Genomic DNA, 15,203 nt, shown 5'->3' with positions numbered 1-15,203 from the left:
AAGGCGGTCCATGACCGACGATATTTGGACGATCAAAGAGCTGTCAGCCTACCTCAAACTGAAGGAGAAAACCGCCTATGCGCTTGTCGCAAAAGGGGAAATTCCCGGCTTTAAGGTAGGAGGAAGCTGGCGCTTCAGGCAGTCTGCGATTGACGAATGGATCGACGAGAAAGCGAAACAAACCGGAGGAAAGAGCGAGCATGGCGACTGAGTATCACGCAAAACTGTTTGCGCATGAGCTTAGCCGTCGGCATTCTGCGGCTGATTCAGAGAAGCTTGCCAGCACACTTCTAGACGCTCAGGTCGATCTCAACCCCCATCAGGTCGAGGCAGCTCTCTTCGCCTTTAAGTCGCCATTCTCGAAGGGTGCGATCCTTGCTGACGAAGTCGGCCTAGGGAAAACCATCGAAGCTGGTTTGCTCCTCTCCCAAAAGTGGACTGAGGGTAAGCGCAAAATCATCATCATTGGCCCTGCAAACTTGCGCAAGCAGTGGTCTCAGGAGATCGAAGAGAAGTTTTTCCTCCCGACCATGATTTTGGAGGCCAAGAACTACAATCGTATGATCAAGGACGGGGTGCGAAACCCATTTGAGCAAAAGGCCATTGTCATTTGCTCATTTCAGTTTGCTGCCCGTCACGCTGATGAGCTTATGCTTACCACTTGGGACCTCGCGGTCATCGATGAAGCCCATCGCCTGCGGAACGTCTATCGCGCGGACAACAAGATCGGAAAAGCCCTCAAGACAGCTCTCGAAAATTCCCCGAAGGTCTTGCTTACCGCGACGCCGCTCCAGAACTCTCTCATGGAGCTCTATGGGCTCGTTAGTCTTATTGACGACTACGCATTTGGCGATGCCAAGAGCTTCCAATCTCAATACGCCCGCTTGAGTGCTGACCAGCAGTTTGCCGAGCTAAAGGCGCGACTGAAGCCGATTTGCCATCGGACGCTACGCCGTCAGGTGCTCGAATATATCCGCTATACCAACCGCATTCCCATTACCCAGGAATTCGTTCCGAGCGAGCAAGAGCAGACGCTCTATGACATGGTCTCAGACTATCTTCGTCGTCCTTCGCTGAATGCGCTCCCAAGCAGTCAACGTACGTTGATGACACTGATAATGCGGAAGCTATTGGCATCGAGTACCTTTGCCATCGCTGGCGCGCTCGATAGCCTTGCCCGGAAGCTTGAGCGACAGCTCAAAGATGATGCTGCGCTTCGCGAGGCCGCAGATGATGATGCAGCTTCTCAAGATGAAATCTCGGCTGACTATGATGGATTTGAGGAAGAGGCCGAGGAGTGGCTCGAAGACGAGGGCGAGCCAGAGCTTCTGACTGAAGATGATATTGCAGCCATCTCAAGCGAGATCGATGACCTCCGAGCATTCCGTGATCTAGCCGTTTCAATTTCCGAGAATGCTAAAGGGCGTTCGCTTCTACAGGCTTTGGACGCCGGTTTTGCGAAGGCTCAAGAGCTCCAAGCCCCGCGCAAGGCGATCATCTTCACGGAGTCTCGCCGCACCCAGGATTACCTTGTTCGACTTCTCTCGGAGAACGGCTTCGAAGATAAGCTCGTGCTCTTCAACGGATCGAATGCGGATCCGCAATCTAAGGCTATCTACAATGCGTGGCTGGAGGCGAATAAGAATACCGACAAGGTGACGGGCTCACGTACGGCTGACATGCGTGCGGCTCTCGTGGACTACTTCCGCAACCGCGCTGAAATCATGATTGCTACGGAAGCGGCAGCTGAAGGAATCAACCTTCAGTTTTGTTCAATCGTCGTGAACTACGATCTTCCGTGGAACCCTCAACGCATTGAGCAGCGCATTGGTCGATGCCATCGCTATGGTCAGCAGCATGACGTTGTTGTGATCAATTTCCTCAATAAAAACAATGCGGCGGATCAGCGCGTTTATGAGCTCCTAGCGGAGAAGTTTCAGCTCTTTTCGGGCGTCTTTGGAGCGAGCGATGAGGTTCTGGGCGCTGTTGAGTCTGGAGTCGAATTCGAGAAGCGAGTGGTGGGCATCTACCAGAGCTGTCGGACGGCTGAAGAAATCGAAACGGCTTTTGAGCGCCTTCAGGAGGAGATGGCGGCTCGCATCGACGAGACGATGCAAGACACCCGCAAGAAGCTCCTCGAAAACTTCGACGCCGAAGTTCACGACCGCCTCAAGGTCAATCTCGATGAAGCCAAGGAATATGTGAACCGCTATGAGCGTATGCTCTGGCAGCTCACCAAGCACGAATTGCGCAGGCACGCTGATTTTGACGACGCATATCTGAGTTTCACACTCAAGAAGCCGCTTGCCGGCGTGTCATCTCCTGTTGGCGGCTATCACCTTACAAAGAAGGGGCTAGATGGTCATCGCTACCGGCTTGGTCATCCGCTCGCTCAACATGCTGTTGACCAGGCTCTTGGGCGCGACCTGCAAGGCGCTCACTTGACATTCGACTATACCTCTTGGCCACAGAAGGCCGCTGCTTTGGAGCCGTTTGTGGGCCAGTCAGGCATTTTGTCGATTGAAAAGCTATCAATCACTGGCATCGACAATCAGGACCATACGATTTTCTCAGGCGTGACTGATGAAGGCGCTACCTTGCCGAATTCGGCCGCAAAGCGCTTGTTCGAATTGCCTTGCAAGTCGTCTTCGCCTCAAGATGTGGAAGCACCCGAAACCGTGCTTCAGGAGCTGGAGGCTCGGAAGGCCGAAGTCCTCGAAGAGCTGAAGCACCAGCGTTCGGCATGGCTGGCCGAAGAGAGCCAGAAGCTGGAGAAGTGGGCAGAGGATAAGGTCGCTGCGGCTGAGAAGGAGCTCGTCGACGTTAAGAACAAGGTCAAAGAGCTCAAGCGTGAAACCCGGTCGGCTACCGATCCAGCGATGCAGCACAAGCTTCAAACCCAAATCCAGACACTCGAAAAATCGAAGCGTCGGCTTCGTCAGCGTATTTTCGAGGTCGAGGACGAAATCTTGGATAAGCGGGACGCGATGATCGCAGAAATCGAGGTGCGCCTCAAACAGACAATCAAATCAGAGCAGCTTTTCACCATCCGGTGGACGGTTGTTTAAGGGAGCCCATTCATGAGTCAGGTCGAAAAACAACGTACGAGATTGATTAGCCTATTGAAGGAGCTGTTTCAGCTCGACCAACCAGATCTCGACTTTGGCTTCTATCGCATCATGCACGCAAAGGCGGGGCAGGTGTCGAAGTTTCTGGAAGAAGACCTTCTTGGCATCATTCGCGAAGCATTTGGCGAAGCAGACGATGCCCGCATCGCGGAAGCCAAGGCAGCCTATGACGCCGCGCGCAAACAGGCCGTTGACTATGGCGCACCCGATCCTGACGCCACTGAGCCGGTAAAGAAAGCCAAGGCCGCGTGGGATGCTGCGAAGGACAGCGGCAGCAATGAGGGAGACGTTTACGACCATCTCTACCGCTTTTTTGAACGCTACTATGACAGCGGTGATTTCATGTCGCGCCGCTATTTCGCGCGCGAAACCGATGGCAAGGCCGCTCCCTATGCCGTGCCCTATGACGGGCGCGAGGTATACCTCCACTGGGCCAACCGTGATCAATACTACATCAAGACATCCGAATATCTGACGAACTTCACCTTCGATCCAACGCAGGCGAAGGAATTCAAAGAGCATCACGGAGAGCTGTTTGGCGAAAAGCCACTGAAGGTGCATTGCCGCGTCGTTTCGGCTTCCGAAGGCGAGCACAACAACGTCAAAGCGTCAGAGCAAACCGAGCGATATTTCGTCATTCACGGTGACGAACCTGTGAAGGTCGAGATCGGCGAGGCCGGAGCGCCAGAATTGGTGATCCAGTTCGAATATCGAGCCGATCCAGAGAAAACTGGACAGGACGGCACTTGGCGCAAAAAGCGCCTCGCCGAAGCCGTCGAAGCCGTGGAAGCCGCGCTACCACAAACTGACCAGGCGGAAGACTATGTGAAGGCGCTGCTAACGCCCGCGCCGACTGAGGCGGAGAAGGACCGAACGCTTCTGGCAAAATACCTGGCCCAATATACCGGCCGGAACACGATGGATTATTTCATCCATAAGGACCTCGGCGGATTCCTGAAGCGCGAGCTCGATTTCTACATCAAGAACGAAGTCATGCGGCTTGACGACATCGAAGCTGCGGAAGCTCCCCGCGTGGAAACCTACCTTGCGAAGATCAAGGTGCTGCGTCGCATCGCCCAGCATCTCATCGAATTTCTTGCGCAGCTGGAGGAATTCCAAAAGAAACTGTGGCTCAAGAAAAAATTCGTTGTCGAAACCCAGTACTGCATCACGCTCGATCGCATTCCTGAGGAATTGTATCCTGAGATCGCTGCCAACCATGCGCAGCGACAGGAGTGGGTTCGCCTTTTCGCTATCAATTTAATCGAAGGCTACGGCGAGCCATTGACCGAAGAGTTTCTGAAGGAAAACAATCGCCTCCCGTTAGACACGAAATTTTTTGGCGAAGACTGGGTGATGGACCTTCTTGCATCAATCGAAGACTTCGAACGTGAGTGCGACGGCGTTTTGATGTTTTCGGAAAACTTTCAGGCTCTTCGACTGTCAAAGGCAAAATATCAGAGCTCGGTGGATTTAGCTTACTACGACCCTCCGTATAACACCGATGCGATCCCGATCATCTACAAGAATGGCTACAAGTCATCATCTTGGGCTTCTTTAATGCAAGACAGAGTTCTCGAAGGCGGCCGACTGTTGTCTTCGTGTGGTGTCGCGGCATTCGCGATTGATGATGCCGAGCTCGTAACTCTGGACTACGTTGTGCGCGCTGCCTTGAGAAATATTGATGTCCACCGCTGCGTAGTCGAGCATTACCCTGGATCGGGCACTGGCCGATCAAATGTGTCGAGGACGCATGAATATTGTCTATTCGCCGTCCCCGATGACGTCGACGTATTGCGCGGTGAGGCTGTTGAAGATGGTGAGCGTACACGCGGCTTCAGGCGAGCTGGCACGGGTGACAATAACTTCAGAATTGGGAACCCAGGGCGTCCAGAGAGCTTCTTTGCTGTCTTGGTAAACCCGGAAACATTTGAGGTGGTTGGGGCAGAACCACCACCTGCAATTGGAGCGGAATATCCAAAGGGAGAAACCTCTGAAGGCCTTGTCCGAGTTTACCCAATCGGAGAGGACAATTCGGAACGCGTTTGGTCGCTTTCATATCTGGGTGCGCTACAGGCCATCGCCGATAAGAAAATCATATCGTCAGAAAAATTCGTTATAAAAAGAGTATTTGAGGATAAGGACCGGCGCCTGCTTCTCCCTTCTATTTGGAAGGGGAAAGAATACAATGCGACCACTGGTGGCACCAATGTTCTTTCCGCGATGTTTGGCTCAACTGGGGAATTCTCTTACCCTAAATCGGTCGGAACGATGGAACGGGTATTGGATGCATCGCTACATTCCGTAAGCAACCCTGTAGTGTTTGATGCCTTTGCCGGTAGTGGTACGACCGCACATGCCGTTTACAACAGGCAGCGAAAGCACGGCGCTAAAACCAAGTATGTTCTTGCAGAAATGGGTGGTTATACTGAGGATGTTTTGAAGGCTCGCGTCCTCAAGTCTGCGTACTCTTCAGATTGGAAAGACGGCAAACCGATAACCCGAAAAAGCCTTTCTCATGCTTTGTCCTACGTCCGTTTGGAATCATATGAGGACGCACTTAACAACTTGTCTTTGCATAACATTGTACCAGTCTCTGGCGAAGCAGAATTCCTGCAAGATTACATGCTGCGCTACTGGCTCGATTTCGAGACCAAGGGAAGCCCGTCGCTCCTAAACATCGAATGGTTTGACGATCCGACAAGCTACAAGATGAAGGTCAAGAAGCCGGGCACAGACGAGTATGTGGAGAAGTCCGTTGACCTCATTGAGACTTTCAACTGGCTGATCGGTTTGCACGTCGAGCACATTGACAAATGGCGCGGCTATGACGCTGCGTTCAAGCGAGAAGAGGATGCCGAGCTTCCGGGCGATACGAGCACCCGCTTGATGATTGACGGAAGTTTGAAGGAAACCGAAGACGGTGCATGGCGCTTCCGCAAGATCGAAGGATACACGCTTCGCACTCCCGGCGACCAAAGTGACCGTGAGCGTGCTCTCGTCGTATGGCGCAAGCTGACCGGCGACCTTGAGCAGGACAACTTGATGCTGGACGAGTGGTTCAGGAAATACCGCTTGTCGGCCCAGGATACCGAGTTCGATGTGATCTACGTGAACGGATCGAACAATTTGCCAAACCTCCGCCAGGAAGAGGAAACTTGGAAAGTCCGCCTCATCGAGGAAGCGTTCCATCAGGCAATGTGGGACGTGGAGGGCTAATCGATGGCAGGACGAAAGAAGGGCGCAAAGGCCAAGCAACTGCCATTCGGGCACAAGCTGGTTCTTAACCAATGGATTGTCAGCCTCTTCGGCTTTGATCCCTTGAAAGACCATAAGGACGGAAAGCGCACTTTGCGCCCCATCCAGCCATTGGCGAAGACCGTGAAGGATGCGCAGGAAGGCATGACGCCGGAGAACCTGCACCACTTCTACAAGGCGCTTGACCTGCATCTGCAAGATGGCGCGCAAATCACGCAGGCAGACTTGCTGCGTTATGAGCACAACATCGTAAGCCACACGCTCGCCATTAACGAGAAGCGTGATCGCCCGATCGTGTGGAAGTACTATCAGTGGCTCTCATTGCTGTTTGCGGAAATTTATCTCGACCGCTTTTTTGCGGATCGGGATGCGTTGCTGGACTCGCTCAACGCCTACGTCGCTGACTTCAACAAGTATTGGACCGACGAAGGATATGAGACGGGGATTACGCCGTACGAGCTCGCAGACTTGAACAAGCTCTGCCTTCAGAACGCAACGGGTTCGGGGAAGACGTTGCTCATGCACGTCAATTTCCTGCAATTCAGGCATTATGCTTCGAAGTCGAGCTTCAAGCATGACCTAACCCGAACTGTCCTCATTACGCCCAACGAGGGGCTTTCGCTTCAGCACGCGGGCGAGATGCGAGGGAGCAATATCTCAGCTGCGCGGCTTCTGACCGATACTGGCGACCTCCTTTCTTCAGGCAAGAACGGCCTTCGACAGGTGGACTACACTGAAGTCACCAAACTGGGGGACACGGATGGCCCCAATGTTATCGCGACACGAAACCTTGGCGACCAGAACCTGCTGCTGGTGGACGAGGCACACCGCGGCATGGGAAGCCAGGAAGAACGCGGCTGGTTCGCCAGCCGAGCACGTCTTTCAGAAAAGGGCTTTGTGTTCGAGTATTCCGCGACACTGAAGGAAGCCGTCACCGCTGCCAAACGCCCGGACATTGAGGCGTCATACGCCAAAGCGATCCTGTTCGACTATTCGTACCGCTATTTCTACGAGGATGGCTACGGCAAGGATTATCGCATCTTCAACCTGCCTCGCACATTTTCCGAGCTGGAATTCTCCTACCTGACCGCCTGCCTTTTGAGCTTCTACCAACAGCTCAAGCTCTATGAAGACAATCAGGCGATCTATGCGCCCTACAACATTGAAAAGCCGCTGTGGGTGTTTGTCGGCTCAAGTGTCACCAAGGCCATGGGCACGAAGGCTGAAAAGGCGACTGTTTCTGACGTTGGGAAGATCCTCGCCTTCATTGCAAAGTTTTTGAAGAACGAGGCGTCGTCGGCTGCTGAGATAAATCGCATCCTGACCGGGAATGCAGACCAGACAGGCCTCTTAGATGAAGATGGCGGCGACATATTCGCAGGCGGCTTCGTCTATCTCCAGCAGCTCATGCATCGCCAAGGCTGGGAACCCACTGACCTGTTCCGCGACATTCTCGACAAGCTGTTCCAGAACAAAGCTGGTGGTGAATTGTCAATCGCTCGGATCAAAGGTGACGACAATGAAATTATGCTACGCGTCGGGCAGGCTGAAGAGCCGTTCGGCCTAATCAACGTTGGCGACGCATCTGGCCTCGCAAGCCATATTGCTGATCAAGAATTCGAAAACGTAGCGGTCCTAGAGTCCGAATTTGCGGAAACGATGTTTGGACACATCAACAAGTCCAGCTCGCCGGTGAACCTCCTTATTGGTTCAAAACGCTTTGTCGAAGGTTGGGACTGTTGGCGTGTCAGCACGCTGGGCCTTATGCACGTTGGCAAAAGCGAAGGTGCGCAAATCATCCAGCTCTTCGGGCGCGGTGTTCGCCTCAAAGGTTACAACTGGTCGCTTCAGCGCAGCGGATTTGCGACGCCCACCCATCAACCTGAGCTCATTCAATACGTCGAGACATTGAATGTCTTCGGGATTGAAGCTGACTTCATGGAGCGCTTCCGCAAATTCCTGGAGGAAGAAGAGCTGCCCCGAAACGATCAGAAGCAGGTCTTCACAGTACCGCTCACTGTTACATACGATTTCGGCCAGCGTCTTAAGATGCTGCGTCCTCGCAAGAAGCGGGCAGATGGAAGGGAGTACGATTTCAAACGCGACGGCGCAGTTCCCGCATTGTCCGCTGTGCCAGAGAAGCTTCGGCAAAAAGGCGTGTCGATTGACTGGTATCCGCGCATTCAATCTTTGGAATCAAAGAAAGGAACCAAGCTGGGGGCCAAGGAAACCACTACCTTTAGCGACGCTCATTTGAGCTTTCTCGATTATGATGACCTGTTCTTCCGCCTTGAGAAGTTCAAGCGCGAACGGACATGGCATAATTTGAACATCGCGAAGCCGATGATCCAAAGCTTACTGGCAGACCGCACTTGGTACACCGTTGTGGTTCCGTCAGGGAAAATGGGCTTCTCTGAATTTTCCAACGTGGCTTTGTGGCAGGAGATGGCCGCTGAACTGCTGCAAAAATTTGCAGAAGAGTATTACAACTTTTGCAAAGCAGCCTTCATCGAGCCTCGACTTGAGCTCCGCGAGATTGAACCGGGAGACGGAAGCCTGCCCGAGACCGATGAGTATCAGCTCATTGTGGATGCCAGTGAGGCCGCGCTCATCAACGACATTCAAAGCCTGACCAAGGAAATCGCTGCCCGCAAGGCCGGAATCCTCAGAGCGGGTGACTTGAAGGCCTGCATCTTTGGAACCCATCTCTACGAGCCTGTCTTGCATGTCGCGAAAGGCAGCAAAGTGCAGATCGCGCCCGTCTCATTAAACGAAAGCGAGTTTCAGTTTCTCGACGATCTTCGCGAATACATTGAGGCTGAGAAGGACAAGCTAGCTCAAGATGGTGTTGAGCTCTTTCTGTTGCGAAATGAAAGCCGTGGCAGAGGTGTGGGCTTCTTTGAGGCTGGCAACTTCTATCCAGACTTTCTTCTCTGGCTTGTAAAGGGCGGTAAGCAACATCTCGCCTTTGTTGAGCCGCACGGCCTCCAGCATGAAGGGCCAGGCCACAAGAAGATCGAATTTCACAGAGTGATCAAGGAAATCCAAGCGCGGCTCGCCAGCGAGAATGTGGTGCTGAACAGCTTCATCGTCACACCGACGCGCTTCGGGAAGCTGAACTGGGGTAAGACCATTCAAGAGCTAGAGGAGATGCATGTCCTCTTCATGGAAGACGATGCAGACCAATACATTTCCAAGATTGTTCAGGAGATGTGCCACTAAGCGTTATTGTGAAGAGCCCCACCATTTCTGGCGGGGCTCCCGTCCAAAAAAATTGGACTGTTCGCTAGGCAGCTTCGCTGTCTGGGGCAGCCAAGCGTTGGCCTTCGAGCCATTTGTTGAACGCGCGTTTGTCGATGTAAACGCGGCCTCCGATTTTAATCAGAACGGTGTCAAAACCGTTGCGGTTCGCATGGTAAATCCACCACCTGAGCGTACTCTCGGTCACAAACGGCGCCTCTTGGGCGAGCTGCTTCACTGTCCGAAGGTCGGTATAGTCCACCGGCCATCCTCCATGGGCAAAGAAAAAGCCAAGAAAAGAAAAATCGGACTGACCGCAGCATAGCCGAGGACGGCTAAACAGACAATGAAGCGCGCGTCTGAGGTGTTCAGTCGGCCATATTGAAGATTTTGTCGTTCATCTTCTCGACCACGTCGCGGGTATGGTCTTCTGACAGGTGCGAGTATCGCTTCACCATCTGGAGGGTCTTGTGACCCAGCACTTCGGCAATCTCCAACTGGCTTGCGCCATTCATGGCAAGGTAGCTTGCCGCACTGTGGCGTAGATCGTGGAAGCGGAAGTCGATGATGCCCGCCTTTTCGCGTGCATTCTCCCACGCCTTGCGGATGTCGATAGCGCCTTTGCCGTCGCTTCGAGGGAAAAGGTAATCCGACTTGATGTCGCGCTTCGTGAGATACTTCTCTCGCCACTTGAGGTGCTCTTCGAGAACCGCCTTGAGATAGCTCACTATCGGTGCCTTGCGGGTTTCACGGTTCTTGGTCTCTCGCAGAACCGCCACTTGGCGTTCGAGATCGAGATCGCGAAGCGTCAGCTTCAAAATCTCATTCTTTCGCGCACCCGTCGAAAGGGCAAACACGACGACCGGATATAGCTGCTTGTTCGGGCTCGCCTTGCACGCTGCAAGGATGGCTTTGCGTTCGTCGTCATCGAGGAAGCGTACACGCTCTTTGGTTGCCTTCGTAATCGGGTTTACACCTTCCATCGGGTTGGCAGAACCGATCCATCCCCACTTCTGAGCGAACTTGAGCAGTATCTCCAGATTATCGCGATAGTGCTTCACTGTTTTGCGCGACTTCGGCTTGGCAGGCTTCTCGTCATCCTCAAGCTGCGCCCGTTGATCACCCGCGTTTGTCAGCTGGGCAATCTTTCTGCTGATAATCTCATGCGTCAGGAAGGAGAGGGCATACTCGCCTAGCTCTCGCTCCCAATGGTTCAGGTAAGTGGTTTCCACTCGCTGGCTCGATGGAGCCTTGTGGGGGAGAATGTCCTCTTTGTATTTTGTAATCACGTCACCGAGGGTGCGCTTCTTCGCCTCGCTCGCGGTTGAGCGGATATCGCCCCGGCGCATCCCGAGCTCAGTTTCCTGTGCCCAGGCCTTTGCATCGGTAAGTCGCTTAAAACTACGCTGAACTGGTGGATATCCGTGCATTCGGATCATCACACGATAGGTTTGCCCGTTCTTGCCCTCTCTTTTTTGAATGGTCGCCATTTACGTTTATTTTCCAGCTAGTTAAAATTTATGATACATTCTAACTGCTTATGGGGTAGGGCGCAAAGAAAATTTGGCACAATTTTGGCACAGTAAGCCCCAAAAATTGCCCGTAATTGACAACAAGCCACAACAACGGAAATGCATTAACATATTGAAAAATATACTGCCGCTTGTTGAGGATTGTTGAGAATTTTGTGGTTCTTAAATCTCATAACCTGAAGGTCGCAGGTTCAAATCCTGCCCCCGCAACCAACGATACTTGCGAAACCTCCAAGGCTCCCGCCGCGGAGGTTTTTGCATTCCAGGACCCATTCCGCAGAGATCGTTGGTTGCGCCCTCCCGCAACCAACGATCCCTGCGATAGCAGGTTGTCAAAAGCCTCGGCCTCCGAAAGGAAGTCGGGGTTTTTCTTTCCTGCAGCAAAGCGCAGGATGGCACCCAGATCTCCACGCAGTACAATGGCAAGTTCGCCGTCCTCCGGGATAAGGGTCACCTGATCCACAAGGGAACGAAACACCTCGGCAGCTTGTGCTCGCTCTTCTTCGCGCTGGAGATTCTCATAGAGCTGTCTAATTCGGTCCTGGTAGATCTGCGCCATGTTCGGGTGCAGAAAGGGCGGTGGCTCGTCGGCATTGGCCAAGAGTTCGGTTAGTTCGGCTTTGCGCGCCTCAAGCTTCTCGGCCTTGTCCTTCAGCTTGGCTGGCGGAAATCCCTGCAAAATGGCATCTACCATTTTGTCCAGCTCCCGATCGGTGCGCTCCAGCTCACTCTTCCATACTTCCAGATCAGCTCCGCGTTCCATGCGAAGGCGGTTTACCTCCTTTGTGAACTCGGCACAGAATTCCTTGAACAGTTCAGGTCCCATCAGATGCTTCCTGAGGCCGTTCAGTATGGAAGCCTCCAGTGCATCGCGTCGGATGTTCACTCGGTTGTCACAAGTGCCCTTGTTGCGGGCTGTTGAGCACCCCATGAGGTCTTTTGAGATCATCGAGTACCCCCCTCCGCAGCAGCCGCACTTTATCAGCCCCCCGAACAGGTGCTTTGGGCGACGCCGGTTGTTCATAGGGTTTGAACTCTTCTCGGATTTGTCAAAGGCAAGGCTGGCTTGCCGCGCCTTCACGGCATCCCATAGGGACCGGTCAATGACTGAGAGCTCCGGCACCTCTTGAACGACCCATTCGCTCTCCGGGTTTGGGCGCGAGACGCGCTTGCCGGTATCCGGATCCTTCATGTAGCGCAGGCGATTCCAGACCAGCTTGCCGATATAGAGCTCATTGTTCAGGATACCTGTGCCACGCTTGGGGTTTCCGTGGATTGTGGAGGGCCCCCATTCTTTGCCTTGCGGCCCAGGGACGCCCTCACGATTCAGCGTCATGGCAATGGTGCGGGAGGACTTGCCTTCAAGATAATCCTTGAAGATGCGCTGGATGATGCTTGCCTCGGCGGTGTTGATCTCCCGGTGACCGCGCTCGTCCGGATCGGCGGTGCGTACGACGTTATATCCGTAGCAGAGACCGCCTCCGGATTTTCCGCTCTCAACCCGGCCGCGCAGGCCACGGCGAGTCTTGTCGGCGAGATCCTTGAGGAACAGCGCGTTCATTGTACCCTTAAGGCCGACATGCAGATGCGTGACCTCGCCTTCGGAAAGGGTAACGAGCTTCACATCAGCATAGGACATGCGCTTGAAGATACCGGCGATATCTTCTTGGTCCCGGGAGAGTCGGTCCATCGCCTCTGCGAGGATCACATTGAAGCGGCCGTGTGTGGCATCGGAGATTAGGGCCTGAATGCCTGGACGGAGCAGTGAGGCGCCCGAGATTGCATGGTCCGAGTATTCCTCGACGATCTGCCAGCCCTGCTTCTCGGCGTAGAGCCGACACATCCGGAACTGATCTGCGATCGAGGCATCGCGCTGATTGTCGGACGAATAGCGAGCGTAGAGCGCGACCTTCATACGGCGGCCTCCTTACTTGGGGAGGCGGTCCTGTTCATGATGGGCCGTCTCGGCGTTGACAAAGTCGCGGGCGGCCTGACGGGCCAAGAGGCGGACCAGATCGCGGAGGCGGGCATCAGGCTCGGCGCCCGCGAGACACGCGGCGTCGGTGTCCGCCGCTTCGACGGAGAGATGCAGTGTCTCCGCTTTGGTTTGTCGCTGTCGTGCCAAGAGGTCGCCATCCGTTTCTCGCGCGTTGAGGTGCGCAAGACAAAGAATGACATCTCGAAGTGATCGCTCAAGGAAAAATAGTATGTAAAAACAGCGTGTTGTCGGTTTTTCTGGCGCATTACGTCGTGCCGGATCGTAGAAACGGATATAGCCTCGTCGTGAATAACGGCGGGCAAAATCGCTATTGTCTGTTTGATCGCGATGTACATCTAACCCATGCTGCCTTGACGTCGGACCCTGTGGCACATTCCGGGCTCGCGTCCATCTTGGCGTGACTGCTTGCTCTTCGGCACGGCAGTTGAAAAGCCAATGTTTCTTGGTATATATATCCTGATATAGCATGGAGATCGGCGATGAGCAACGCTGCACAGAAACGAGCGATCAAGAATTACCGCGCGCGCCTGACACAGCGCGGCTTCAAACGTTTCGAAGTCATGGCTCTCGAATCCGACCGCGAACTGATCCGCTCGCTTGCTCGCCGTTTGGCCGAAGAGGGGCCAGAAGCGGAAGAGGCGCGCGCCGCGGTGAAGGCCGTCGTGGCGGAGGAGCCGCCGAAGTCCGGTAGTATTCTGACCGCCTTGCGCCGTTCGCCCCTGGTTGGAGCCGAAGTCGAGTTCTCGCGCTCGCGCGATGAAGGGCGAAGGGTCGATCTGTGAGCCGTTACCTTCTAGACACCAACATCATCAGCAATATCGTCAAGCCGAAGCCATCTGAACTTCTGATGAAATGGATGGCAGCTCAGCGGGATGAGGACCTCTTCATCGCATCGCTGACCATAGCCGAAATCCGACGCGGCATTCTGGAAAAACCACGTGGCAAGAAGCGCGATGCACTTGATGCTTGGTTTTCAGGGCCGGAAGGCCCGCAGGAATTGTTCATGGACCGAATCTTAGCCTTTGACGACAAGGCTGCCTTGATATGGGCACGACTTATGGCGGATGGGACGTCTACGGGTCGTCCGCGGAGCACGTTGGATGTGATTATCGCCGCCGTCGCGGGAGCCAACGATTGCGTGGTGGTAACAGAAAACGAAAAAGATTTCTCCGATATCCAGTTCATCAACCCGTTACGCGGTACTGACTGATGTGCTGCCGGAACGATGAATGCGCGGGAGGCCGACATGGCTGAAACACAGATTGAATGGACAGATGCCACGTGGAATCCGGTAGCGGGGTGTTCGATCGTTACAGCCGGCTGCACCCATTGTTATGCGATGGAAATGGCCAAGCGGCTCGAAGCGATGGGTGTCCAGAAATATGCAGGACTAACTCGCAAGACGGGTCGGAGGACCGTTTGGAATGGAGTCGTGCGTGAGGATCGGCAGGCACTGACGATTCCCCACAGATGGCGCAAGCCCCGAAAGATCTTCGTTAACTCGATGAGTGACCTCTTCCATGACCGGGTGACTGATGAATTCATATTGGACGTTTGGCAAGTCATGCGTGAAACGCCACGCCATAACTACCAGATTCTGACTAAGCGTCCCGAGCGTATGGCAGAGTTGGTCAGCGACCGCATCGGAGAGGTCCTGCCCAACGTTTGGCTTGGTACGAGCATCGAAAACGCTGAAGTCGTTGATCGCATCGATGACCTCCGCCGGTCACCTGCAGCGATCCGCTTCATTTCTTTTGAGCCGCTGATTGGTGCCGTTGGCGCAATTGATCTTCAGGATATTCACTGGGCGATTGTGGGCGGCGAAAGCGGAAAGTCCGCCCGTCCAATTCGCGAAGAATGGATTGATGAAATACATGCCCAATGCCTTAAGGCAGGGACGGCATTTTTCTTCAAACAGTGGGGAACTTGGGGCAAGGACAACAAGAAGCGCTCGAAGAAGGCCAACGGGCGAGAATATCGTGGACGCACCTGGGACGAAATGCCTGCCGCCCCGCAAGCGGTTGTGTAAGAGTTTAGAGATAGGCG

General features: G+C 54.0%; 11 protein-coding genes. 8 read left to right on the top strand and 3 right to left on the bottom strand.

Going from position 1 to position 15,203, the window contains the following annotated elements:
- Nucleotides 1-10: 10 nt before the first annotated feature.
- Genes DY252_RS21110 through DY252_RS21095 form a run of 4 tightly spaced genes read left to right on the top strand, consistent with a single transcriptional unit; the run spans nt 11 to nt 9,608 of the window.
- Nucleotides 11-211 (top strand): helix-turn-helix domain-containing protein, encoded by a 201-nt coding sequence (locus DY252_RS21110; RefSeq protein WP_064790283.1) that lies wholly within the window; start codon nt 11-13, stop codon nt 209-211.
- Nucleotides 201-3,068, top strand: a complete 2,868-nt coding sequence (locus DY252_RS21105; RefSeq protein WP_064790284.1) for an SNF2-related protein — start codon at nt 201-203, stop codon at nt 3,066-3,068. Before DY252_RS21110 ends, DY252_RS21105 begins: the two co-directional genes overlap by 11 nt.
- A gap of 12 nt (nt 3,069-3,080) precedes the next feature.
- A complete protein-coding gene (locus DY252_RS21100) occupies nt 3,081-6,347 on the top strand; it encodes a DNA methyltransferase (RefSeq protein WP_064790285.1) in 3,267 nt (1,088 codons plus the stop codon).
- 3 nt (nt 6,348-6,350) lie between these two features.
- A complete protein-coding gene (locus DY252_RS21095) occupies nt 6,351-9,608 on the top strand; it encodes a DEAD/DEAH box helicase (protein WP_064790286.1) in 3,258 nt (1,085 codons plus the stop codon).
- A gap of 64 nt (nt 9,609-9,672) precedes the next feature.
- Here the strand turns inward: DY252_RS21095 and DY252_RS21090 are convergent, their stop codons facing one another.
- The 3 genes from DY252_RS21090 to DY252_RS21080 all read right to left on the bottom strand — a co-directional run bounded on the left by DY252_RS21090 (nt 9,673) and on the right by DY252_RS21080 (nt 13,073).
- Complete coding sequence (locus DY252_RS21090; protein ID WP_064790287.1) at nt 9,673-9,888, bottom strand: helix-turn-helix domain-containing protein; 216 nt, start codon at nt 9,886-9,888, stop codon at nt 9,673-9,675.
- Between the two features lie 106 nt (nt 9,889-9,994).
- Nucleotides 9,995-11,116 carry a tyrosine-type recombinase/integrase gene (locus DY252_RS21085; RefSeq protein ID WP_064790288.1) on the bottom strand — a complete coding sequence of 374 codons (1,122 nt, stop codon included), beginning with the start codon at nt 11,114-11,116 and terminating at the stop codon, nt 9,995-9,997.
- Nucleotides 11,117-11,327: 211 nt separating this feature from the next.
- Complete coding sequence (locus DY252_RS21080; RefSeq protein ID WP_064790289.1) at nt 11,328-13,073, bottom strand: recombinase family protein; 1,746 nt, start codon at nt 13,071-13,073, stop codon at nt 11,328-11,330.
- A 36-nt stretch (nt 13,074-13,109) separates the two neighbouring features.
- Between DY252_RS21080 and DY252_RS22280 the strand changes: the two genes are divergently transcribed.
- From DY252_RS22280 to DY252_RS21060, 4 genes are all read left to right on the top strand, one after another.
- Nucleotides 13,110-13,346, top strand: a complete 237-nt coding sequence (locus DY252_RS22280; RefSeq protein ID WP_009573741.1) for a hypothetical protein — start codon at nt 13,110-13,112, stop codon at nt 13,344-13,346.
- A 290-nt stretch (nt 13,347-13,636) separates the two neighbouring features.
- Entirely contained in the window at nt 13,637-13,939 is a 303-nt protein-coding gene (locus DY252_RS21070; protein WP_009573742.1) for a hypothetical protein, read from the top strand.
- Nucleotides 13,936-14,367, top strand: a complete 432-nt coding sequence (locus tag DY252_RS21065) for a PIN domain-containing protein (RefSeq protein WP_009573743.1) — start codon at nt 13,936-13,938, stop codon at nt 14,365-14,367. The genes DY252_RS21070 and DY252_RS21065 overlap by 4 nt, the downstream gene beginning before the upstream one ends.
- Before the next feature lie 36 nt (nt 14,368-14,403).
- Nucleotides 14,404-15,186 (top strand): DUF5131 family protein, encoded by a 783-nt coding sequence (locus DY252_RS21060; RefSeq protein ID WP_064790352.1) that lies wholly within the window; start codon nt 14,404-14,406, stop codon nt 15,184-15,186.
- Nucleotides 15,187-15,203: the final 17 nt, after the last annotated feature.

Source organism: Thalassospira indica (assembly GCF_003403095.1).
In the GTDB taxonomy this organism is placed as follows: Bacteria; Pseudomonadota; Alphaproteobacteria; order Rhodospirillales; family Thalassospiraceae; genus Thalassospira; species Thalassospira indica.
This window is presented reverse-complemented; position numbering and strand designations above follow the sequence as displayed.

What these genes read in the sequence shown, in the direction of transcription:
- DY252_RS21070 (WP_009573742.1), top strand. Translation starts at nt 13,637, where the DNA reads ATGAGCAACGCTGCACAGAAACGAGCGATCAAGAATTACCGCGCGCGC.
- DY252_RS21060 (WP_064790352.1), top strand. Translation starts at nt 14,404, where the DNA reads ATGGCTGAAACACAGATTGAATGGACAGATGCCACGTGGAATCCGGTA.
- DY252_RS21080 (WP_064790289.1), bottom strand. Translation starts at nt 13,073, where the DNA reads ATGAAGGTCGCGCTCTACGCTCGCTATTCGTCCGACAATCAGCGCGAT.
- DY252_RS21085 (WP_064790288.1), bottom strand. Translation starts at nt 11,116, where the DNA reads ATGGCGACCATTCAAAAAAGAGAGGGCAAGAACGGGCAAACCTATCGT.
- DY252_RS21110 (WP_064790283.1), top strand. Translation starts at nt 11, where the DNA reads ATGACCGACGATATTTGGACGATCAAAGAGCTGTCAGCCTACCTCAAA.
- DY252_RS21105 (WP_064790284.1), top strand. Translation starts at nt 201, where the DNA reads ATGGCGACTGAGTATCACGCAAAACTGTTTGCGCATGAGCTTAGCCGT.
- DY252_RS21100 (WP_064790285.1), top strand. Translation starts at nt 3,081, where the DNA reads ATGAGTCAGGTCGAAAAACAACGTACGAGATTGATTAGCCTATTGAAG.
- DY252_RS22280 (WP_009573741.1), top strand. Translation starts at nt 13,110, where the DNA reads ATGATGGGCCGTCTCGGCGTTGACAAAGTCGCGGGCGGCCTGACGGGC.
- DY252_RS21095 (WP_064790286.1), top strand. Translation starts at nt 6,351, where the DNA reads ATGGCAGGACGAAAGAAGGGCGCAAAGGCCAAGCAACTGCCATTCGGG.